22 protein-coding genes are annotated in these 21,070 nt (G+C 63.5%); 12 read left to right on the top strand and 10 right to left on the bottom strand.

From position 1 onward, the window contains the following. Positions 1–344: 344 nt before the first annotated feature. From ACPT9U_RS13630 to ACPT9U_RS13615, 4 genes are read left to right on the top strand one after another with little or no spacing between them, the layout of a single operon-like run. The gene (locus tag ACPT9U_RS13630; RefSeq protein ID WP_021250004.1) at positions 345–1,604 is read left to right on the top strand and encodes a hypothetical protein; all 1,260 of its coding nucleotides are present in this window, start codon (positions 345–347) and stop codon (positions 1,602–1,604) included. Then, complete coding sequence (locus ACPT9U_RS13625; protein ID WP_435751329.1) at positions 1,601–2,215, top strand: condensin complex protein MksE; 615 nt, start codon at positions 1,601–1,603, stop codon at positions 2,213–2,215. Before ACPT9U_RS13630 ends, ACPT9U_RS13625 begins: the two co-directional genes overlap by 4 nt. Next, the gene (locus tag ACPT9U_RS13620; protein ID WP_435751328.1) at positions 2,215–4,968 is read left to right on the top strand and encodes a hypothetical protein; all 2,754 of its coding nucleotides are present in this window, start codon (positions 2,215–2,217) and stop codon (positions 4,966–4,968) included. Before ACPT9U_RS13625 ends, ACPT9U_RS13620 begins: the two co-directional genes overlap by 1 nt. 2 nt (positions 4,969–4,970) lie before the next feature. Continuing rightward, on the top strand, positions 4,971–5,834 hold the full coding sequence (locus tag ACPT9U_RS13615; protein ID WP_200632283.1) for a DUF7281 domain-containing protein: 864 nt from the start codon (positions 4,971–4,973) through the stop codon (positions 5,832–5,834). Here the strand turns inward: ACPT9U_RS13615 and ACPT9U_RS13610 are convergent. Further along, a complete protein-coding gene (locus ACPT9U_RS13610) occupies positions 5,820–6,530 on the bottom strand; it encodes a hypothetical protein (protein WP_435751327.1) in 711 nt (236 codons plus the stop codon). The genes ACPT9U_RS13615 and ACPT9U_RS13610 overlap by 15 nt on opposite strands. Before the next feature lie 129 nt (positions 6,531–6,659). Here ACPT9U_RS13610 and ACPT9U_RS13605 point away from each other — a divergent pair, with 129 nt between their 5' ends. Next, on the top strand, positions 6,660–8,234 hold the full coding sequence (locus tag ACPT9U_RS13605) for an AAA family ATPase (RefSeq protein ID WP_435751326.1): 1,575 nt from the start codon (positions 6,660–6,662) through the stop codon (positions 8,232–8,234). A gap of 6 nt (positions 8,235–8,240) precedes the next feature. Here the strand turns inward: ACPT9U_RS13605 and ACPT9U_RS13600 are convergent, their stop codons facing one another. From ACPT9U_RS13600 to ACPT9U_RS13580, 5 genes are read right to left on the bottom strand one after another with little or no spacing between them, the layout of a single operon-like run. After that, positions 8,241–8,510 (bottom strand): hypothetical protein, encoded by a 270-nt coding sequence (locus ACPT9U_RS13600; RefSeq protein WP_079384645.1) that lies wholly within the window; start codon positions 8,508–8,510, stop codon positions 8,241–8,243. Continuing rightward, positions 8,497–8,973: a putative molybdenum carrier protein gene (locus tag ACPT9U_RS13595; protein ID WP_200632286.1), complete on the bottom strand. Its 477-nt coding sequence runs from the start codon at positions 8,971–8,973 to the stop codon at positions 8,497–8,499. Before ACPT9U_RS13595 ends, ACPT9U_RS13600 begins: the two co-directional genes overlap by 14 nt. Continuing rightward, positions 8,970–9,386 carry a hypothetical protein gene (locus tag ACPT9U_RS13590; protein WP_435751324.1) on the bottom strand — a complete coding sequence of 139 codons (417 nt, stop codon included), beginning with the start codon at positions 9,384–9,386 and terminating at the stop codon, positions 8,970–8,972. Before ACPT9U_RS13590 ends, ACPT9U_RS13595 begins: the two co-directional genes overlap by 4 nt. Further along, positions 9,383–10,027, bottom strand: coding sequence for a hypothetical protein (locus ACPT9U_RS13585; RefSeq protein ID WP_279645041.1), 645 nt, complete (start codon positions 10,025–10,027; stop codon positions 9,383–9,385). Before ACPT9U_RS13585 ends, ACPT9U_RS13590 begins: the two co-directional genes overlap by 4 nt. A gap of 17 nt (positions 10,028–10,044) precedes the next feature. Beyond that, entirely contained in the window at positions 10,045–10,701 is a 657-nt protein-coding gene (locus ACPT9U_RS13580; RefSeq protein WP_435751322.1) for a hypothetical protein, read from the bottom strand. 144 nt (positions 10,702–10,845) lie between these two features. Here ACPT9U_RS13580 and ACPT9U_RS13575 point away from each other — a divergent pair, with 144 nt between their 5' ends. The 5 genes from ACPT9U_RS13575 (at position 10,846) to ACPT9U_RS13555 (ending at position 15,485) form a co-directional block, all read left to right on the top strand. Beyond that, positions 10,846–11,085, top strand: coding sequence for a helix-turn-helix domain-containing protein (locus ACPT9U_RS13575; protein ID WP_031298413.1), 240 nt, complete (start codon positions 10,846–10,848; stop codon positions 11,083–11,085). Positions 11,086–11,229: 144 nt separating this feature from the next. Then, positions 11,230–11,541 (top strand): helix-turn-helix domain-containing protein, encoded by a 312-nt coding sequence (locus ACPT9U_RS13570; RefSeq protein WP_017936956.1) that lies wholly within the window; start codon positions 11,230–11,232, stop codon positions 11,539–11,541. After that, on the top strand, positions 11,538–12,761 hold the full coding sequence (locus ACPT9U_RS13565; RefSeq protein WP_435751321.1) for a type II toxin-antitoxin system HipA family toxin: 1,224 nt from the start codon (positions 11,538–11,540) through the stop codon (positions 12,759–12,761). The genes ACPT9U_RS13570 and ACPT9U_RS13565 overlap by 4 nt, the downstream gene beginning before the upstream one ends. A gap of 671 nt (positions 12,762–13,432) precedes the next feature. Further along, positions 13,433–14,305: a hypothetical protein gene (locus ACPT9U_RS13560; protein WP_418365434.1), complete on the top strand. Its 873-nt coding sequence runs from the start codon at positions 13,433–13,435 to the stop codon at positions 14,303–14,305. A 244-nt stretch (positions 14,306–14,549) separates the two neighbouring features. Continuing rightward, positions 14,550–15,485 carry a mechanosensitive ion channel family protein gene (locus ACPT9U_RS13555; RefSeq protein ID WP_435751320.1) on the top strand — a complete coding sequence of 312 codons (936 nt, stop codon included), beginning with the start codon at positions 14,550–14,552 and terminating at the stop codon, positions 15,483–15,485. Positions 15,486–15,539: 54 nt separating this feature from the next. Here the strand turns inward: ACPT9U_RS13555 and ACPT9U_RS13550 are convergent, their stop codons facing one another. Then, complete coding sequence (locus ACPT9U_RS13550) at positions 15,540–16,448, bottom strand: DMT family transporter (protein WP_435751319.1); 909 nt, start codon at positions 16,446–16,448, stop codon at positions 15,540–15,542. Between the two features lie 154 nt (positions 16,449–16,602). Between ACPT9U_RS13550 and gluQRS the strand changes: the two genes are divergently transcribed. Both gluQRS and ACPT9U_RS13540 read left to right on the top strand, forming a co-directional pair. Next, positions 16,603–17,535, top strand: coding sequence for a tRNA glutamyl-Q(34) synthetase GluQRS (gene gluQRS / locus ACPT9U_RS13545; RefSeq protein WP_435751318.1), 933 nt, complete (start codon positions 16,603–16,605; stop codon positions 17,533–17,535). Between the two features lie 9 nt (positions 17,536–17,544). Then, complete coding sequence (locus tag ACPT9U_RS13540; protein WP_418365438.1) at positions 17,545–17,970, top strand: CoA-binding protein; 426 nt, start codon at positions 17,545–17,547, stop codon at positions 17,968–17,970. A 33-nt stretch (positions 17,971–18,003) separates the two neighbouring features. On the opposite strand, the gene clsB is transcribed toward ACPT9U_RS13540, so the two are convergent. The 3 genes from clsB to nadA are packed head-to-tail and all read right to left on the bottom strand — an operon-like array spanning position 18,004 to position 21,033. After that, a complete protein-coding gene (gene clsB, locus ACPT9U_RS13535; protein ID WP_418365439.1) occupies positions 18,004–19,158 on the bottom strand; it encodes a cardiolipin synthase ClsB in 1,155 nt (384 codons plus the stop codon). Continuing rightward, positions 19,158–19,907: an endonuclease/exonuclease/phosphatase family protein gene (locus tag ACPT9U_RS13530; protein WP_418365440.1), complete on the bottom strand. Its 750-nt coding sequence runs from the start codon at positions 19,905–19,907 to the stop codon at positions 19,158–19,160. The genes clsB and ACPT9U_RS13530 overlap by 1 nt, the downstream gene beginning before the upstream one ends. Before the next feature lie 25 nt (positions 19,908–19,932). Then, positions 19,933–21,033 carry a quinolinate synthase NadA gene (gene nadA / locus ACPT9U_RS13525; protein ID WP_418365441.1) on the bottom strand — a complete coding sequence of 367 codons (1,101 nt, stop codon included), beginning with the start codon at positions 21,031–21,033 and terminating at the stop codon, positions 19,933–19,935. Positions 21,034–21,070 lie beyond the last annotated feature (37 nt).

Raw genomic sequence — 21,070 nt, 5'->3', positions numbered from 1 at the left:
CAATGTTGCCACGCTGTTCACCACATTGACGCCACTTTGTGCACACAGTGTTGCCACCATGCCTGACACATTCCGGGTGGGACGCAGGCCGAGAGTCGCTTGTCCCCGGCGCGATGAGCACATTCTTTGTGCTGGCTCGCGAGAGCACAAAGAATGTGGCCGCTGGGCTCGATTTCGCCAGAAATCGGGCGCGGCGGCGTGGGGACAACGAATGGTCGATGCGTCCAGCCTGCACCTTATGAAACCCCGCTGCGGCCATGCGCCGGGTTGCCGCCCTGTGCGGCTGGCGGGTGAGAGCATGCCGCACAGGGCATGCCTGCTCGGTGGTGGGAGACTGAACTGACATGGCCAACCCTCGCTCGCTGGTCTACGCGCTTTACACCCATTGGGACACCGTGGAGCTTTTGGTGCGGCTGTCGCGCGAGTTTGCCGTGCTGACCAGCGATCAGGTGTTGAACGGCATTGCCAAGGTATCCGGGCAACGGGATGCCGAAACGCAGGGCGCGGTGCTACGTGCCTTGGTCAATGCGGACATCCTGCAAACCTTGCCGCGCAGCAGCGATCTGCAGCTCAATGCCTATGTGCTGGAGTTCGTGCGCGGCCTCACCCGTGAACATGAGCTGGGCCTGGCTGCCGTACTGCAGGCGCGTGTTGCGGCCATCCGTGAAGCCACCGAAGCACTCAATGAAGGGATGCTCGGGGCCGACATGGATCGCGTGCGCGGAGCCGCCAACAAGCTGGCAGAACTCTTCCGCCAGATCAGCCTGCAGCTCGATCAGGACCGGCACGCGCTCTTTGAACTGGCGGAAAACGCCAAAAGCGCCGACAGCAGCATGCCGATCAGCCAGCGCTACCGCGAGGTGCTGGAAGCCTACGATCATTATGTGGAGCCGATGAACCAGATGATGGACAGCGGCTCGCAGGGCACCTTCTATCGCTATCTGGAAGAAGCGGAGCGTGCGCTCGACTTGAGCCTAGAGCAATTGTCGGTACAGGGTGCGCTCTACTCGCATCGCCTGCAGTTGCGTCAGGTGGCGCACCAGGCCAAGGAGCTGCGGCGCTTTGGGCGGCTGGTTGCGCAACAGTGCGCCGATACACTGCTGCCCTTGCGCGAAGAACTGCGTCAGCACAACGTACTTACCAGTGCCATCAGCTTGCTGTTGGGGCAGGTGCGCAAACGCGGCCTGCGTCGCGCACTGTCGCACCCGGCGGATGAGACCGCACTCCCCGTCTGGCGCAATGAGCGCGGTTTCAAATTGCAATTGGGCGATGAGGTACGGGCGGTCATGGCTGCCGCACGCCAATACCAGCCGCAGGCGGTGGCCTTTCCGCAGGATGAACCCGGCGATGACGTTCCGTTGCTGGAGCAGGTGGACGAAGCCGCTATTCGTGCGCATCTGGCCCGCAGCCTGCCCGTGGAAAATCTGCTCGATTGGCTGCACAGCCATTACGCCCACCTGCAGGATGCCACACTGCTGCGCCTGTTCCATGACCTGCAACATGAGCCCGGCTGGCAGTTCGAGGCAGCCAGCCAGCCTGAAAAAACCACGTTGCAGACGATTCGCGTCCTGCATCACCCTCACCGCGTGAGTATCCCGCAATGACGATCCCACACGCTCTGGCAGCCGCGCTATCACAGATGCCGGCATTGGCCGAGCTGTTCCGCTTGTTTCTCTCCGGCAAACACCTGAATCGAATGGCCGAGCCCGCGCTGTGGGCGGAGCTGGAACAGCACGAGGCCAGCTATGTCGGTTTGTTTGCCGCGCTGGGGTTCGAACTGCGCCTGGATGCCAGGGGCTTTGCCTGGTTTCACAACAGTGACGCCAACAGCAACATCGGCAAAATCAGCCGCCAGCTGGCCTTGCTGTTCATGGTGATCTTCGATGCCCAGGCCAACGCCGGCAAGGCCCTGCAGCGCTTTACCGATTGGCTGATCGACAGCGCCTGGCTGGCCGAGGTCTACAAGCAACAGCAAGACCTGCTGGATGCCGAGGGCCTCAACCCCGACGCCCTGGTGGAGCTGATGGGCCGCGCCTGCAACCTCGGCTTTGCCATGGCAGAGCCAGCAGGCTGGCGACTGCTGCCCGCTGTATGCCGTTACCTCGATCATTTCGAAAGCCTGGCGTTGACGGCCAAGACCGATGGCGACGAAACGAACGCGCCGACGGAGGAAGACTGGGCTGCGGATGCACCAGACGACGAGGAGAACACCTGATGCAGTATGGCTTCCAACGTCTGGTCCTGCTGGGCAGCGCCGGCTACTCGCGTGCCGAGCTGCCGCTCGATGGCGCGGTTTCTCTGGTGGCGCCCAACAATACCGGCAAGACCAGCCTGATCAATGCCCTGCAGTTTCTGCTGATCATCGACCGCCGCCGCATGGATTTCGGCGCGCATGACGTAGACAAGAGCCGGCGCTTCTATTTCCCCAACAACAGCGCCTATGTGCTGCTGGAGGTGTCGCTGCCGGAGTCCGGCACCGTCGTGCTGGGTTGCGTGGGCAAAGGGGTAAGCTTCGAGTACGAGTATTTCGCCTATGCCGGGCCGCTGAAGGTCGAGGAGTTCTGCCTGCCGGATGGCACCTTGGTGGCACAACCGCAACTGGCCAGCCATCTGGCCAGCTTTGGGCGCCGGGTGTTCAGCTACAGCAGCAGCGAATTTGCCGACATGGTCTATGGCGGGCGCAGCCGCAAGCTCGCCAGTCAGCAGGATTTCTGCGTTTTCCGCCTGGAGCACGCCAGCGATGCCAGCGTTTTTCAGCGGGTGCTGACCCGCACGCTGCGCCTGGACAAACTGCGCTCCAGCGAGGTAAAGGACTATCTGTTGCAGATTTTCCGGCGTGACCTGCCGGATGCCAGCATCGACTTCAAGGCGGAATGGGACAAGGCGTTTGCCGACCTCAACGCCGAACGCAGCCAGTACCTGGCCGCTGTGCGGCTGCAAGCCACCCTTGGCGAACTGGAACAGAAGCAGGAGGCCCGCCTGGTGTTGCGCGGCAAATTGCTGTGCTGGCGTCCCTTGATCGACGCAGCACTGGACCAGTGGCAACAGCATTACGAGACCCGCCAGCAAACCTTGCAGCATGAGTTGGCGCAGTGCGATACCGAGCTGCAGCGCCTGCGCGAACAGGATATGCAGTCGGCTGGCGAGAAGAAAGAGTGCGAGTTGGAACAACAGCAGCTCCGCCAGCAAAGCGAACAGTTGCGCGCGTTGCAGCAGCGTTTTGCCTTGATCCCTGAACGCGCCCTGTTGGAGGCGCGCCGCCGCGAGCTGCAGGAACAACGGGATGCGCTGGTGGTACGGATCGGCCAAGCCCAGAGCCGCACGCCTGCGGCCATCGAGCGCGAGCTGGCCCGGATCGAACGGGAATCCGCGCAGCTGGCTCAGGAGTTGCGCACCCAGGGGCAGAACCTCTATCAGCAACTGGCCGGTGTCGTATCTGCGGAACAACTCAGTGCGCTGAACAAGATGCTGGCCAAGCCGGTACTGACTTTGGGCAGCGAAGACTTCCATCTCGATGGCAAGGCGCTGATTGCAGCCTTGGCCGATGCTGATGCCCGGCAACTCAACTTGCCTGGCCTGCAACTGCGGCTGGAAGCCCTGCCCGCGCAGTATCAGCAACGCACTCTGGCGGAACTGGGCGAATTGCAGCAGGAGCTGCAGCAACAGCAGGCTCAGCTGCAAGAACAACTGGCCACCGCCCTGGCTCTGGAAAACGTCAAACAGCAACGCCAATCGCTGGAGCAGCAACTGGCCGAACTGGATGCCGAGTTGCGGGACTACGCGCACATGCAGGACTTGCGTCAAAGCGAGGCCGAGCGCGAGGAGCGCCTGCAGACACTGGCGAAAAAGCTTGCCGAACTCGGCGCCAGTCTGGCGCAGTCGGCCGAACGGCATCGCGCATTGGATCAGCAGCGCCAACAGCGGCAACAGGATTTGGCGGCCTTGCAGCAGCAACACCGGCAGATCGAGCAACGCCGTCATCAGCGCATCGACCACGAAGGCCCCTTCACCTGGCTGGCCGATCTGCCGCACAGCCCCTGGTTGGCCCAGCCAGAGTTCGCGCTGGAGCAACTGGCCGAGCGACTGCAGACCTATCAGGTCGACTGCCGCCAGTTGCTGGAGCTGGATGAGCAGATCCGCCATCTGCTGGGTGAAATCCATAGCGGTGGATTGACCAAGTATCAGTTTGTCGGCGAACCGGAAAGCGAGATTGTTCGTCTCGTTGAATTCGCCCATCACCTGCCGCAGGAAGCCGAAGCCCTGGAAAAGAAAGTACGCTCGGCTGTGGTGAATGTGGCCGCCTGCCTGCGCGAACTGCGCGACGGCCTGTTTGCTTTCAAGCGCCGGATGCGCGAGTTCAACCGCAAGATCAGCGGCCGGCAACTTTCCGATCTGGCAGTGTTCAAGATCGAACCCGAAGACGAAACCATTCTGGTCGAAGCCATCGAACTGCTGATCAGTACCGCCGCCACTGTGGACAGCGGCGAAACCTTCGAGCTGTTCAACCAGCAGAGCGTCCTTGACGACGAGCAGCTCAATCGCGCCAAGACCCTGCTGATCGAAGAGGGCAATGCCCGCCACGGCCTGCGCGTGGCCGACCTGTTTCGCCTGCGCTTCTGGGTCGGCAAGGCAGACCGCGAGCCGGAAGCCTTCGATGACCTCGACAGTGCCGCCTCCAATGGCACCGTGCTGATGGCCAAACTGGTGACGGGGCTGGCGATGCTGCATCTGATGCAGGATCAGCGTCGCCCCATCCAGGGCATCTGCTACCTAGACGAGGCACTGGCCCTGGACGCCCGCAATCAGCGCAGCCTGATCGACACGGCGGCGGAGTTCGGCTTCTCGCTGATTTTTGCCTCACCCGCGCCGCTGACCACCGTGCGCTACTGCGTGCCGATTCACACGCGCAACGGCAGCAACCAGATCAGCCGTCATAGCTGGCAGATCATCGAACCGCTGGACGCCTGAGCATGGATCGAACCCTGCGCGCAGCCTTGCTCAAACTGCATGGCCAACAAGCCCTGCCGGCCAGCTATTTCACCGCCGCTCAGCGCAGCGCTCTGGATCGCTTTGCCCGGCAGACAGGAGCGGTAATCTGCCAGCGTCAGGGGCGCGGTGATGTTTACCGTGTCAGCGATCCGCGACTATTCGATATCCATCTGAGCGCACTCTCCCCCCAAGTCGGGATGCTGGCCACGGACGACCTGCCGCTGCGGGCGCAACACATCGCCCACGCGCGCGACAGCAAAGCGCGCAATCATCAGCATGAGTGCTACTACCCCTTGCTCAAGGCCGTTGGCGAAAAGGTGCTTTGGCGGCAAGGCGAACACGGGAGCGAGCTGCCACTCAGCCAGCTCACGCACCACTTCGGGGCTACCAGCCTGCGCATTGAAACTGGCGACACCTGGCAAAGCGGGCAGCCGCTCTGGCTGGTGGAGAACCAGGCGCTGTTTGACCGCACGGATTGGCTGCCAGTAGGAACGCAAGCCACCCTGCTGTACTACGGCGGACAGCTTGATGGCCGGCTTCTCGCTTGGCTGGGGGAGCGCCCGCGTGCAAGCCGAGTCGTACTGTTCCCGGACTATGACGGTGTGGGGCTGGCCAATTTCGCGCGACTCTTTGCACAGCTTGGCGACACTTGCGAATGCTGGCTGATGCCCGACTGGCAAAGCAAGCTGGCACGTTATGGCAGCCAGCGGCTATGGCAGGATACGTTTCGGGACTTCGCCAGTGCCGTTGCCCAGTTGCCCGACTATCTGAGCCCGTTAACCGCACAAATGCGCCTATCCGGACTGGCGCTCGAACAAGAAGCGGTCTGGCTATCTGTTCTGTAGGTGCCCTTTGAGTAAGCTCGCAATGTCACCTGGGGCCAGGCCAGCCTCTAGGGACCGCCTCAGCGCCTGCTCCAGTTGTTGCCAGCCCTGCGCTGAAGTGACATTACTGCCTAATGTTTCGGTCAGACGGAACATCAGCCCTTCCAGCAGCTCTTCGTCACCCACGTCCGATGCGGTCTGCTCCGCCAGGGCCAAGAGGACGTTGCGCGCAGATGCCAACGAGTCGATTGGTACCCCGGCCAATGCTGTAGGGGTGCTGATGACACGATCCACCCTGACGACTGTCGCCAAATCAAGGGCTTGATCGACGCCCGGCTCTATCTCCATGCGGATCAGCACATCGCCAGCCAACAGAAAGCGGGTCTTGATAAGCCCCGGCTGCTCATCCTGAAACAACCACACCGACTGCTTGTCGGCCAGCAGCTTGCCTAGCACGAGCTTGCTGTCATCCAGTGCCCCACGATCCTGCCACTGGTGCAACACGTCGCTACGCAGGCGCCCGCCTTCCACACCGAGGTGGTGCAACAGGCCGACTAGTCGTTTGGCGGAGATCACCTGCTCTTTGCCACGTAGCCAGACCGAGAGGTTGGCAGTGCGGATACCGGTGGCTTCAGCGATCCGCCCCAGCGTTTCCCCGCGCAGTCGTATCAAGGCAGCGGCAAAGGCGGGCAATTGTTCGTTGGTAAGGCTTGGCATGTCGGGCTCTGTGAATTCACTGTAAATCACTATAAGACTTATTGGCCGACAAGGCGAGCGCGCGGGGCTTGGCGATTCGCGCAAAGCGTTGTTATAGTAAATTATAGTTACAACACTTCGGAGGCCATCATGCATAAGCCAAAGCAAGCCCGTCCGTTGCGCCTGCGGGAATACGAAGCTGCCATTACTGCGCTCAAGGAGCAGCATCCCTGGCTTGTCCGGCAAATCGTCGAACCCGCGCCGGGGCATTTGGCCGTGGTGGCACATCTGTTTGCCCAGGTGGAATGCCTGCTGCCGCCCACAGTGGTCGCACGCAAGGGCTCACTGTCGGTGAGTTGCAACCGGGATCGCCTGGCCATTCATTACCAGCCGCCGCGACGCCACAGCGAACGTGCAGCAGCCGTGTTCGATCTGATTGCCCAGACCAAGCACCTTTCGCTGCAAAAATGCCCCGTTTGCGGTGTACAGGTTGTCGGGGACGGCATCCGTCCGAAACGCTGCCCGCAACATGACGGCATCCAAGGATTGTTTGCCGAAGAAGTGCGCCGCAGCCGCCAGCTCATCGTCGAACAGGGTGTACAGCAGGTGGTGCTCGATCTGGGCAAGGTGACGACCGAAGATGTACGCGCCGCCATAGCGGTTGAAGATGAGCCCGTCCCAAGTGAGGCCAAACCGGAGCAGGTTCAGGAGCAGCCGACAGAAACCGCTAAATCAATGCCCTTACCGAGCATCGTCTTTGTCGATGAAGCCGGGCTGGAGGCGTTCGTGGATCGCCACCGACCGAAAGGCGATGACAAGTTCAAGCGCGCGCAGGCGATGGCGGAGCGGATCAAGCGGGCGGGCCATGGTAGCCGCCAACTGGGCCTTCTGCCCCCGGACTGGAAAGCCCTTCTGGATGAGTTCGCGCAGGCCTTTCCAAACTTCCATGAACTGGCCGAGCTGCTACGTGACCACTTTGCCCTGTCCAGCCTGGGCGATAGCCGCGTGTCCTGGCCTGCCGTGTTGCTGGTCGGCCCGGCGGGCATCGGCAAAACCGAGGCGGCACGCTGGCTGGCCGATCAGCTCGTGCTACCGTTTCGGGTCTTCGACATGGCAAGTACGCAATCAAGTTCGCCGCTCGCCGGTTCCGAATCGTTCTGGAGCAACTCCGAGCCAGGCCAGCTCTTCGAGCTGCTGGCCTACCAGCCACTGGCCAACCCGGTGGTGGTGCTCGATGAGCTGGATAAGGCCAGCAACGGGCGACCGCAATACGATCCGCTGGCGGCGCTCTATACCTTGCTGGAACCGCGCAGTGCGCGGGATTTCATCGACCTGTCGATCCGCGACTTTGCCATCGACGCCAGTCATGTGAATTGGATGGCGACCGCGAATGAGCTGGATGCCATTCCGGGGCCGCTACGCTCACGGTTGACGGTGTTGCACATTCAACCGCCCAGGCCGGAGCAGGTCAGAAGCATTGCGCAGTCGATTTACAACCGACTCCGCGACGAGTCGAGCTGGGGCAACGCCTTTGCCGAGAGGCTGGATGATGATGTCCTGTCCCGTCTGCAAGCCTTGCCGCCGCGCAGTGTGCGTCTGGTTCTGCAGCGGGCCTTGGGCGCAGCGGCTCGTGATGACCGAGGAGTCGTCCAGGTGCAAGACATCAGGCCGCTGGTCGAGATCAGCCGCCGTTGCGTTGGCTTTGTCAGCGAGGGATGGAATTGAGGTTGCTCAGCGCTGTCTAGATAACCAGGCCGCACCGGCAGCCAGCGCATCGGCCTCACTGGCATAGGTTGTCGATGGGCCGCTGATAATGCAGGGCTGGGTTTCGCCGTCGCCTTCCACCGTCCACAGCTCCCAGGTTCCGTCGTTTTTCCAGCTGGGGATGGCGGTGTAGGGTTTGTCTTTCAGCGCAGCCAGCGCGGCATCCACTTCGGGACGGATCTGCAACTCACCCGAGTAAATATAAGGTGTCGCGCAACGGGCATCAGATCGGTTCATGTTCCGTACTCCAGAAAAGCTCCAGTAGCGCGCTCGCCTGCAGGTAAATACCGGGGTTGCGTGCTTCACTCGGGCCAGCAATGTTGAGAATAGCGACGGGATGGCTAAGCAACCAGCCTTGCCATGCCGCCAACAGCTCTTCTGTAGGGGCATGCAAATCGCACAGCAGCAGCGGCTTGCCGTGTCCCGCCGCCAGATCGCGAGTGAGCAGGCTGCCGCCTTCGAGCCTGCCCCGGTAAAGGATCAGTGTGGCATCAGCGTCCAGCACATTGCGTTTGGTGCGCTGGCGGTAGCCGCTGGATTCGGTTTCTAGCAACTGGTAGCGAGCATCCAGTACGCCATCAGCGGCCCGTCGGCCTGCCGGGCACCAGCCGCCGTGCGGAATCTGCCGGGCAATGGCGAAATCCAGCGCCGCCCGGTCTACGCCGGTCTGGCCGCCGGAGAGGATGCGCTGGATGCTCACCCTTGCCCCATTGCTGCGACCGTGCAGCTCACTTGAACCTCTGCGCCGGGCTGATCTGCCGACAGCTGGCCGATGCGCCCGCGCTGGCTGGCAAGCTTCAGTTGCTTGCGCACCTGTTCCAGGCTGCGCTTTTCAATCACTGCTGTATAGCTTGCACCCAGCTCGCCATCCGGGTCGATGAACAGCTCGATCCGCTTCACCGGCAGGCCGAATGCCGTGAAGCTGCGTGCCGGTGTCAGCGACCAACTGCCGGGAGCATTGGGCGCAATGCCGTCCAGTACGTGCAACGGCAAGGCTTGACGGCATTCCACTGCGACAGCGATGGCTGGCTCGATCCGCAACCAGTAGTCGGGGTCTGGGGCAGTGCCATCCATCAGCACCACCGGCATAGCGGCCAGCAGCAGTGCGTTCATCCCTTGATATTCCTGATCCAGAAGCGGCGGTCATCGACCGTGAAGTTGGGGTCATAGCCGACCAGCGTCAGCAACGAGCCGACATAGTAAAGGCCGAACTGATTCATCAGCCAGCGCTCCATCGCCGGGTCGCTGGGCAGCTTGCTGTACGGTGGGATCGGTCCATCGCTACGAACCTGACCGGTGGTTTTGCCGGAGATGGAAAAGCTCTTCCAGGTCAGTACGAAGTTGTTTGACTGTTTCGGCAGCTCCGGCGCGCAAAGCGACAGATTGCTGAAGCGCTCGGAGCGCTTGGCGTCGTGCCAGAGCACTGCGTCAAAGTGAATGCAATCGCTGGCTTTGAGCGTGAGGCTACGGGTCAGGGTCATCTGATCCGCCGGAATTTGCAGATTGCTGATCACCACCTTGGGCCACTCCGGGGCGCGACCGTCGGTAGAAAGATTCTGGCGCAAGGCGTTATGCAGTGGAGTGCCCAGCAGGCTGTTGCGGTTTGCCGCGCTTGCGGGCGTAGCCGCTTGCGACATACTGGTCCCAATGGATTGTCCCAGTCCGCTCAGTGAATCCAGCGCCCCCTGCATGTCGGTTGTGGCGCAGCCCGTCAATACAAAAGGCAGAAGCAGCAAGCTCCGGTAGTGTTTCATCGCAGTTCCTCGCGAGGTTATCCGTTGAAGAGGGCATTGAGCCGAGCACACCAGGTTTCCGCCGCCCGGCGGCTCATGGGAAAGCTGAGCTGCGGTCGTTGCGGGTCGGCGGTTTGCAGCTCGATGGCGAAGTCTTTCGCGCGTACCGTGCGCTCGAAGGTCGGCACGCTCATGCCGCTGGCGTTGACCTGACGGCTACCGCCGTTCATCTCCATGCTTTCGACCTCGCGCCAGGTCATCCGCCACCCAAGCAGCCAGGAGAAGTCGTGGATACGCCAGGCTTCATCCACGATTGAGCAGACAGCCAGTTTGCGATGCTGCCGGTCAAACACTAGAAAGGCCGGCGCGGGGTAGCCCAAGAGATGTCCAGCATCGAATGACAGCCCCTGCTGAGCGTTGAGCTTGGCTACAAGTGCCTGACAGCGGGCCTGCAAGCGCGCCAGAAAGCGGAAGGACAGCATGAAGATCGCCAGCGAAATCAGCAGATAGAGCATCAGCTCACTGGTCAACAGCCCCCAAAGCGATGTCTGTGACAGGCGCGCAGGCCCCACGCCGACCATCGCCAGTACAAGAACCAGCGTAAGACCAGCGGCAGCAAGACCTGAAAGCCCAGCCACCGGAACTGCCAGCCCCGCCGCCGCTCCCACCCCCGCAGTCTTCCAGACGCTTGCCATACGTCATTTCCCCCATTTTTTTACTCATAGAGGCCATTTTATGGCGCCTGCATTCAATTGTCACTTATAGTGCGGGTACTTATCGGGCGTAGCCCTATAGAGGGGGTACTCATAGAGTCATTTCTCTTTAAAGAAGAGAGAAATATGGCCCTTGATCCCCGACTACGCTTCGGCCTGAAGCTGATAGAAATCAGAAAGACCAGAGGGTGGTCGCAAGAACGCCTAGCACTGGAAAGTGGCTTGGCACGCAGCTATCTGGGGGGGGTTGAGCGTGGTCAGCGCAACATCGCAGTGCTCAACATCTTCAAGCTGGCCGAGGCGCTGGGGGTGGAGCCTTCAGTACTGCTGGAGGCGCCGGCGGCTGGACAGGAGCCTGCACCGTAACATCGTAGCGCTACGGTATCGTAACGTTACGATGGTCACTGCCTAGTCGCTCGCGGCAGCTATCGCAGCCATCTGCTTTCAAGAATAAGTAAAGTCCACTAAAATGGTACTTACGCAATTTTTTACGCGTTAAGGGTCATAAAAGTGACTTTTCATCTCTCGACTCCCGCTGAGATCCTGCACGCGCTGGGTGTTCGTCTGCGCGAGCAGCGGCTTGCCCAATCGCTTACGCAGCGTGAACTGGCGCAAATGGCCGGACTGTCCTTGGGGGCGTTGCGCAAACTCGAAAGCGACGGTCAGTGCTCGTTGGAAACGCTGGTCCGTGTCGCGCAGGCACTTGGCTTGCTGGAGGCGCTGGACGATCTCTTCGTGCTCAAACGGCAATCCATCGCCCAGATGGAGCAGGTGGACCTTGTCAGCCGCCGCCAGCGTGCGCCGCGTAAGAGAACATCATGAAGCTGCTTACCGTGCATTATTGCGGCTGGGGAGAAGACTGGCCGTTGGGACGCCTGGCCGATGACGGTCAATCCCTGCTCTTCGAATATTCTCCCGAAGCTCTGTCTCAGGGCTTGGAACTGTCGCCCTTGCACCTCAAGCTGCGTGCGGATGCCTACGGTGGTTTTCCGACCCATTTGCATCGCCTTCCGGGCCTAATAGCCGACAGTCTGCCTGACGGCTGGGGTTTGCTGCTGATGGATCGCCTGTTCCGTCAACACGGCTTGCGCCATCCCGGGCCACTGGACCGCCTGGCCTTCATTGGTGAGCGCGCGATGGGCGCGTTGCGCTTCGTTCCGGCAAGCGACGCCGGCGCCCACGAGCCCGACTGGTCCTTGCTGGCGCTGGCCGAGCAAAGCCGTCTCGCGCTCGCGGGCGAGGCGGGGGCAGCCCTGCGCGAGCTCGCGCTCACCGGCGGCTCACCGCAAGGGGCCAGGCCCAAGGCCTTGGTGCAGTACGACGCAATGACCGGGCAAGTCAGCACCCGTCCGGATGCGCCCGGCAGTCCCTGGCTGGTCAAGTTCCCGGCGCAGAACGAACACAAAGAGGTTTGCGTCATCGAGCAGCTCTATGCCGAGTTGGCTCGGGATTGCGGACTGGATGTGCCCGAAAGTCGTTGGTTCGACCTTGGCCCCGAACTGGCCGCCTTCGGCGTCGCGCGCTTCGACCGGGAGGGAGAGCAACGCGTCCCGGTGCACAGTCTGGCTGGATTGTTGCAAGTGGATTTTCGCCTGCCCGGTGCCACCGACTATACCGCCTTCCTGCGGGCTACCCGTTTCCTGACGCGCGACGAGCGCGAAGTGGAGAAAGCCTACGCACGAGCCGTCTTCAATGTGCTTTTCCACAACCGTGACGACCATCCCAAGAATTTCGCGTGGCGTCTCGGGCCTGACCGGCGCTGGCGTCTGGCTCCGGCATTCGACCTGACCTTCAGCGAAGGCCCGATGGGCCAGCATCACCTGGACGTTTGCGGCGAAGGTGCTGCCATCGAACGCCGGCATTTATTGCGTCTGGCGGAGGAAGGTGGCGTCCCAAGGAAACGGGCGGAAGAGGTCATCGAACGGATGTTGCTGCAGGCAAGCTCATTGGGTGAGCGGTTGGAGCGTGCGCCGATCAGGCAGATGCTGGCGCAACAGATCAAATCCACCATTGATGCCTGTCGCCGGCGCCTGGAAAGCTGAATCCGAGCCGGCGCAACGGCGCCAGATCACGGTTGAACATACTCAATGCTGAGTTTCTTGAGTACAAACATGAGTATGTTTTTTAATGGAGCAGCATGGTTAACTGTTCATTCAATGACTTGCAGTCACAATCGCTGTTCAACGTCTGAGCACCAGCCCCTCACGTACAGCGCATCCACCCAAAGCCCGGGGCCGGTTTCACGGCCGCCCCGGCGGCAAGCGACACGGCCCCCGTTCTGGCCTACAATGCCGCTTTACCCATCGATCGCCTGCCGCATGACCACGCCTGCCCACCATCGCTTCGCCCGTTGCCGCGCACCACTGCGCGCGGGTGGTCGTGTGCGTGCGCGCAGCATGATGTCACCGCTGCGCGATCTCGCGACCCAGCTCGCATTCAAGGTCACAGGGTCTCCCGCCGTGCTTTCTGAAGCCGTGCGGGGCCAGCGAAGGGGCTAAGCCCCACCCCCGCACGGCACTTGCCCGGGACGCGCGCACCGCGCCGCCCGTTCAACGTGCAGCCGCTGCGGGCTTCCTGTCCAGCCTCCCGCCCCTCAAGACCGCATCCGCGGTTCGGCACCGGTCCATTCGGCCCCCCGCTCATCGACATCCCGTCGGCTGCACTCCAGGACACCGCGCCATGGCGCGGCCACGTAATGCACGAGGGTGATGCAATGGTTCTCACACGCAGTTTCGTCAGGGCGAAGCGCCCCTGCACCGACGGATTCCGTTGGTTCGTCCGCCAGTTTGGCGACGGCGGAAACTACCAGAACATGCTCGACGAGATGGTGGCAGCCGGTCGGGTGGGCGATGCCTGCTGGCTGCTGGAGCAGTTCGGACCCACCGACGAGGTGCGCGTGCTCGACACGATCGAGGCCGATGCGATCGTCTTCGCCGGGACGCTGGAGGTACGCGGCAGCGTGGATGCGGGAGGTGTCGTGCGCGTCGGGCGCTCGCTGCATGCCGGCGGCGGCCTGCGCGCAGGTGGCGGAATTCACATCGGCGCAGACTTGCGCATCGAGGGCAGCATCCGCGCCGAAGACGGGCTGCGCGTGGGAGGCGATCTGCGCGCAGGCTGGGGTGTGGACTGCACGGGCGACCTACGCTGCGACGGCGAGCTTCGCACCGGCTGGGACCTGCACTGCACCGGGCGCGTGCGTATCGCGGGCAATGCCTTCGTCGGCCTCGGCGTGCAGGTGGATGAAGGCGTACGTTGCGCCAAGGGCCTGCAAGCCGGCGGTGACATTCAAGTGGCGAACAGCCTGCGTGCCGGCCAAGGCATTGCAGCAGGCGGTTCGATCCAGGTCGGCCTGCACCTGGAGGCGGGCTGGGGCATCAAGGCCGGCGGAGTAATCGGCGCCGCAGGGGCGATCCGTGCCGGGGAAAGCCTGAGCGCAGGCGAGGCCATCCGCGCTGGCGCCGGCTACGGTGTCTTCGCAGGCCTCGACGTGCAGGTGGAGGCCTGGGAGAGCAGCGCCCGCGTCAGCGCCCCAGAGAAACCCGAAGCTCTGATGAGCGGCTGGTGGGCCGGCCCGGCGGTGTGCTGAGGAGAAGACGAAATGAACGTAACCGCCCACCGCCACGCACGCTCACCACACGCGAAGTGTGCCTCCGCCTACCCGGGCAAGAGCCTGCACAACCTCGGCTCAGCCGTTGCCGCCCCCGGCGCAGTTGGCCCGGGGACCCGCAGGGTGCTCCTCGCCAGGGTTTGGGCCATGGGCCGGCTTCACACACACGGTCTTCTGCCTTCTCCGCGCGGGAGCAGGGGCTCTGGACCTGAGGCACGATGAGGTGAAATCTCCCGATCCGTCCGCACCGCGCACGTCCTGGCTGCGCGCGTCCACCCGCGTCACCCTGCTGTTGCTGGCAGCTGCGTGCGCCGAACCGCTGATCCAGCACCTTCCTGCCGAGCATTCGCTACAGGCTTGGCTGGAGCCCGTGCGCAACACGTTGATCGCACTGACGATCTTCGCCGCCGCGCAGCTGGCCCAGATCCTGATCAGCCTCCGCCTGTCCCAGCGCAGAAAGGGACAGCGCCCCGTGCCCAAGGTCCTGCTCGACCTCCTTCGGGTATTCCTCTTCGCATTCGCAACGCTGGTCGCCCTATCGCTGTTCTTCAACCGGGACCTGTCGGGCATTCTGACCGGCTCAGGGCTGGTTCTGGCAGTCCTGGGCTTCGCGATCCGCAATGTGGTGGCCGACACGCTCTCGGGCATTGCACTCGGCATCGAGGCACCTTTTCGTATGGGAGACTGGGTGCGTATCGAAACCCTCGGCCAGGGAAGAGTCCAGGAAATCGGCTGGCGTACGACACGGCTGGTCACGCGCGACAGCACGTACATGATCCTGCCCAACAGCCAGATCTCACGGCAGCGCATCACCAACTTCAGTGCCCCGCGCAAAGAGTTCCGTGACCACGCCGATCTCACCTTGCCGGTGGATCTGCCGGTGGCCGAGGCCAAGGCGCTGATCTGCGCCGCCCTCGCTGGAGCACGGAGCATCGTGGAAGAGCGGCCGGCCGAGGTGCAGGTGGTGCGATACGGCCCGCAGGGAATCAGCTACCGAGTCAAATACTGGGTCCCGCAACTCGATCATGAGCCCCTGTGCCGCGACGAGGTCTTCAGCCTGATCGATCTCGCCCTGCGTGCGCGCGACATCCCGTTTGCCAGCGCCCCCGTTGCGCCACCTTGCGCACACGAGGGCGCCCTGCGGGAGGACGCAGCCTGAGCGTCCTCCATTGCACGATCAACGGCGAGGCAAACAGACGCCTCCGGGGAAATCTCAGCGCCCGCCGAGCAGGCCGCGAATCCACACCCAGCGGCTCGCCACCAGCGCGAGGAAGATCAGCCCACAGCCAAGCAACTGCAGAGCACTCATGATTTCGGCATACCACCAGGCCGCAGCGATCGCGGTCCACACCGGCTCCAGCATCAGGATCAGCGCCGCATGGCTGGGTGTGGTGAGACTCTGCCCGCGCAACTGGAGCATGAAGCGCAACGTGGTGGCGACGACCGCGCTGGCGAGCAGCCAGCCCAGCATCGGCAGCGTCCATTGCGAGGGCCATTGCTCCAGCATCAGCGCAGGCGGCAGCACCAGTACGCCGACCACGAGCATCTGAACCGTGCTCAGCGCCCGTACCGGCACCTTGCGCACGATGTGCGAATTGACGTTGAACAGGAGCGCGAACACCATCGCCGCGGCGAGGAAGAACCACTGCCCGGGCTCGACGCGAAAACCACCATCGAGCGAGAGGCAGGCGAAGCCCGCCAGCGCCGGCGGCAGCGCGAACCAGGTGCTCGCCGGCGGGCGGTCGCCGAAGAACACGCGCGCCAGTACGGGCACCGCGACGATTCCCAGACTGGAGATGAAGGCCGCCTCGCCCAGATGGCGCGCATGCGAGAGGCCAAGGATCCAGAGCACCATGCCCGCAGCAAACAACGCCCCCACCAGCAGGCCACTACGCAGGCCATGCGCATCGAGGGTGCGCAGTTGTGGCACGGAAAAGGCACCCAGAACCAGCCCGGCAATTGCGAAGCGCAGACCGATGAAAAGCAGCGGCGGCAAACCGACGAGCGCCTCCTTCGAGAAAATCCAGCCCGCGGCAGCGATCAGGCCCGTCAGTATCAGGACGAGATCTGCCTCAAAGCGATGGTGCGCGGGCTGCGATGCCCGGGACGAAGCTGTACTCATCTGCTTCCTGTGCTGTTTCGATCAAGCGCCAGACCGGTTTCATCCGGTCACTGCACCCAGCCCCTCATCCGCGCGTGTGCCGTAGAGGGCGGCTGCGCAGCATATCGCATCCCCCTCGGCGGCGGCGGTGTGCCACGATGCTAAGATCCCGCTCATGACATTCGCCGGTTTTCCGCCTGCCCAGCCCGGCGCGCCTTACATCGGCCGCTTTGCGCCCTCGCCCAGCGGCGCGCTGCACTTCGGATCACTGATCGCCGCGGTGGGCAGCTTTCTCGACGCCCACGCCCACGATGGGAAATGGCTGCTGCGGATCGAGGATGTGGACACTCCACGCACGGTGGCGGGTGCTGCAGCGGGCATCCTGCATACGCTCGAGCGCTTCGGCTTTGCATGGGACGGCGAGATCGTCTGGCAGAGCCAGCGAACCAGCGCCTACGAAGCCACCCTGGAGCGACTGAAGGCAGCGGGCCACGCGTATCCCTGCGCCTGCACACGCCGCGAGCTGGCCGGGCAGCCGCTGGCCCGCGATGGCTCGCGACGCTATCCGGGCACCTGCCGTAGTGGCCTTCCCCCCGGGCGTGAGGGACGGGCGTGGCGCCTGCGCGCGGAGGGGCGGGTCCGCTTCGTCGATCGCATCCAGGGCGAACAGGAGATCGACCTCGCCGCCGACGCCGGCGACTACGTCGTACTGCGTGCCGACGGGCTGTTCGCTTACCAACTCGCGGTGGTCGTGGACGATGTCGATGCGGGCATCACCCACGTGGTGCGCGGAGCCGATCTGCTCGACGCCACCGCTCGCCAGATCCACCTGCTCGGGCTGCTCGGCATGCCGCCCCCGCACTACGCCCACCTGCCTCTGGCAACCAATGCTGCGGGCGAAAAGCTCTCCAAGCAGACCCTCGCGCGTGCGGTGGACGCGTTCCCACCCGGCACCGCGCTGCTGGCCGCCCTCGAATTTCTCGGCCAGAATCCCCCCTCCACACTCGCTCGCGCACCCCTTGCCGAGATCTGGCAGTGGGCGTGTGCAAACTGGTCCATCACCGCCGTCCCGCGCCGCCGCCAGGCGGTCGCAGCCGGCTTTTCATGAGGTAACCCAATGCACCCGAACGACATCAGCGCGCAACCGGAAGCGATCCGCAAGCTGCTGCAGGGTAGCCGCACAATCGCGATCGTCGGAATCTCGGCCAAGCACGATCGCCCCAGTCACGAAGTCGCGCACTACCTGCAGAAGGCCGGCTACAAGATCATTCCGGTAAATCCTGCATATGCGGAAGTACTCGGCGAGAAGTGCTATCCGAGCCTGCGCGACGTGCCGGTGAAGATCGACGTCGTGGACGTATTTCGCAAGCCCTCGGACGTGCTGCCGGTGGTCGACGAGGCCATCGCGGTGGGCGCAGGCTGCGTATGGATGCAGCTCGGCGTGATCGCCCCCGAAGCGGCACAGAGGGCGGCCGAAGCGGGACTCCAGGTCGTCGTCGATCTATGCACCAAAATAGAGCACGCGCGCCTGATCGGACGCTGAGTGAAGCGGGTGGCGCCCATCCGCGTGCAGGATTCAGTGGAGGCCCCCGTAGCCCGCCACACCGATGGCCATGCGCACGAGCTGGTAGGCCAGCCAGCTGAGACCGCGGCGGAACAGGGGCAGACGCTGCCAGTCCGAGGCGCGCAGTTCGCGGGCGCCGGAACAGATTGCCCGCTCCAGGCTTGCCCGCAGCTCGCACGCGAAGCGCGCATCGTCGATCACCACGTTCGCCTCCCGTGCGAGCAGCAGGCTGAAGGCATCGATGTTGCTCGACCCCACCGTCGACCAGGTGCGATCGACCACCGCAACCTTGGCGTGCAGGTAGCTGCGGTGGTATTCGAACAGGCGGATGCCACGCGCGAGCAAGGCCGGGTACAAGGCACGCGTGGCATAACCCTGCAGCGGATGGTCCGACAACCCCTGCAGCAGCAGGGTCACCTGCACGCCGCGCGCAGCCGCCTCCGTGAGCGCCTGGCGGAAGCGCCGCCCCGGAAAGAAATAGGCATTGGCGATGAGGATTTCCTCACGCGCCTTGGCGATCGCATCTAGGTAGGCATCCTCGATCGCGTGGCGATGGCGGAGGTTGTCACGCACCACGAAAGCAGCGCGAATGCCCCCGACCCGTTCGGTCTGCGGCGGCGCGAGCAGCGGCTGGGAGTCACGTCGACGGAAGCTCGCCCAGGCCACCAGCCGCCACAAGCGCTGCGCTGAAGCCACGATCGGCTCGAGCAGGGGTCCTTCGACATGCACTGCATAGTCGTAGCGCGGGTGCGAAAGCGCACCCGCATCGAAGTCGTCCACCACATTGATGCCACCGACGAAGGCCTCGCGCCCATCGATGGTGACGATCTTCCGATGCATACGGCGCAGGCGATGACGGCGCAGCGACAGCGGCCTGAGCTCACGGCGGTAGATCAGCACCTGCACCCCCGCGCTGCGCAGGCGCGGAAGGAGGCGGGCAACGAAGCTGCGGCCACCAAAGCCATCGATCATCACCCGCACCGCCACACCACGACCGGCGGCACGCGCCAGCGCGTCGGCGATGCGCTGCCCGGTGCCATCGTCCTCGAAGATATAGCTCTGCAGGAAGATCTCGCGTTCGGCCCGGTCGATCGCTGCCTCCACCGCAGGAAAATACTGCTCGCCGTTCTCCAGCAGCGCGACGGCGTTGCCGGCGAGAAACTGCATCAGACGATCGGCTCCAGATCGGCGGTCAGTGCGGCGTGATCGGAGATCTGTGCCCACGGTGCGCCGTAATGCACTTGTGCCTGCCGCACCCGGAAACCACGCACATAAATGCGATCGAGGCGGAAGAAGGGCAATGCGCTCGGGAAACTGCGCGCCGGCCGCCCGCGCCCGCCACCGAAGGCCTCCGCCAGGCCGAGTCGCCGCCCGAGCAACTCGTCCGCGTGATTGCGCCAGTCATTGAAGTCGCCTGCGATGATCAGCGGCGTGTCGCCCGGCGCAAGCTGCTCCATGCGCTCAGCCAGCGCCGCCATCTGTCGCCGCCGGCTGCCCGCCATCAGGCCCAGATGCACGCACACGCAATGCACCGGCCCGCCAAACTCGGGCAACTGGACCTCGCAGTGCAGCAGCCCGCGGCGTTCGAAGCGGTGGTCGGAGACGTCCTGATTGGCGGAGCTCAGGATCAGGTGCCGGCTCAGGATCGCATTGCCATGGTGGCCATGGTCGTAGACGGCGTTACCACCATAGGCCGTCTGGTGCCAGGCCTCCTGTGCAAGAAACTCGTGCTGTGGCTCGAGTGGCCAGTCCGGATGGCGTGCCGGGTGCCCCAGATGCAGGCCCTGCACCTCCTGCAGGAACACAAGATCGGCGTCCAGGCTGCGCAGGCGGTCACGCAGCTCATGCACCACCATGCGGCGGTTGAACTGCGAGAAGCCCTTGTGGATGTTGTAGCTGCAGATCCTGAGCGTCATCGCAGCCGGACCCCGTGGCTATGGATCAGGAAACCGCAAGCATGCGGTCGAGCGCAATCCGGGCGAGTTCGGCCTCGTGCTCGGGCACCTTGATCTGATTGACCACCTTGCCCTCGGCGAGGTTTTCCAGCGTCCACGCCAGATGCTGCGGGTCTATACGCTGCATGGTCGAGCACATGCACACGTTGGGCGCCATGAACTCGACGAGCTTGCCCTGCGGTTTCATCTCGTCCGCGAGGCGGCTGACAAGGTTGAGCTCGGTGCCCACCAGCCACTCGGTGTCATGCGGCGCGTTGGTGATGGTGTTGAGGATGAACTCGGTGGAGCCGACGTAATCGGATTTCTGGCACACCTCGAGCATGCTCTCCGGGTGTGAGATCACGAAGCCGTGCGGGTGCTTCTCGCGCCAGCGGTCGATGTGTACCGGCTGGAACATCTGGTGCACCGAGCAGTGCCCCTTCCACAGCAGGATCTTCGCCTTGCGGATCTGCTCTGGGGTGAGCCCGCCGTACTCGAGGTCGGGGTCCCACACCACCATCTCGTCGAGCGGAATGCCCTTCTTGAAACCGGTCCAGCGCCCGAGGTGCTGGTCGGGGAAGAACAGCACCTTCTCGCGCTTGGCGAACGCCCAGTCGAGGATGGTCGGTGCGTTGGTCGAGGTGCACACGATGCCGCCGTGCTCACCGCAGAAGGCCTTGAGGTCGGCCGCGGAGTTGATGTAGGTGACCGGAGTGATCAGCTCATCGGGCTTGTCGAGCACCTCGGCCAGTTCGCGCCAGCAGCGCTCGACCTTGGCCAGACTTGCCATGTCGGCCATCGAACAGCCGGCGGCGAGATCGGGAAGGATGGCGATCTGGCTGGGCTTGGACAGGATGTCGGCGACCTCGGCCATGAAGTGCACACCGCAGAACACGATGAACTCGGCGTCCGTCTGCGACGCGAGGCGCGCAAGCTTGAGCGAGTCGCCGGTAAGGTCGGCGTGCTGGTATACATCGGCACGCTGGTAGTGATGGCAGAGCAGCACCGCGCGATCTCCGAGGCGCGCGCGCGCGGCGCGGATCCGCGCCTGCGCCTCGTCGTCGGCGAGCACGTTGAAGCGGTCGAAGCTGATGGTGGAGACTTGCATGTTCTGGTATCCGGATCCGGTCGGGACAATCCCGGGG

It is taken from the genome of Thauera sp. AutoDN2 (genome assembly GCF_051280715.1).
In the GTDB taxonomy this organism is placed as follows: Bacteria; Pseudomonadota; Gammaproteobacteria; order Burkholderiales; family Rhodocyclaceae; genus Thauera.
This window is presented reverse-complemented; position numbering and strand designations above follow the sequence as displayed.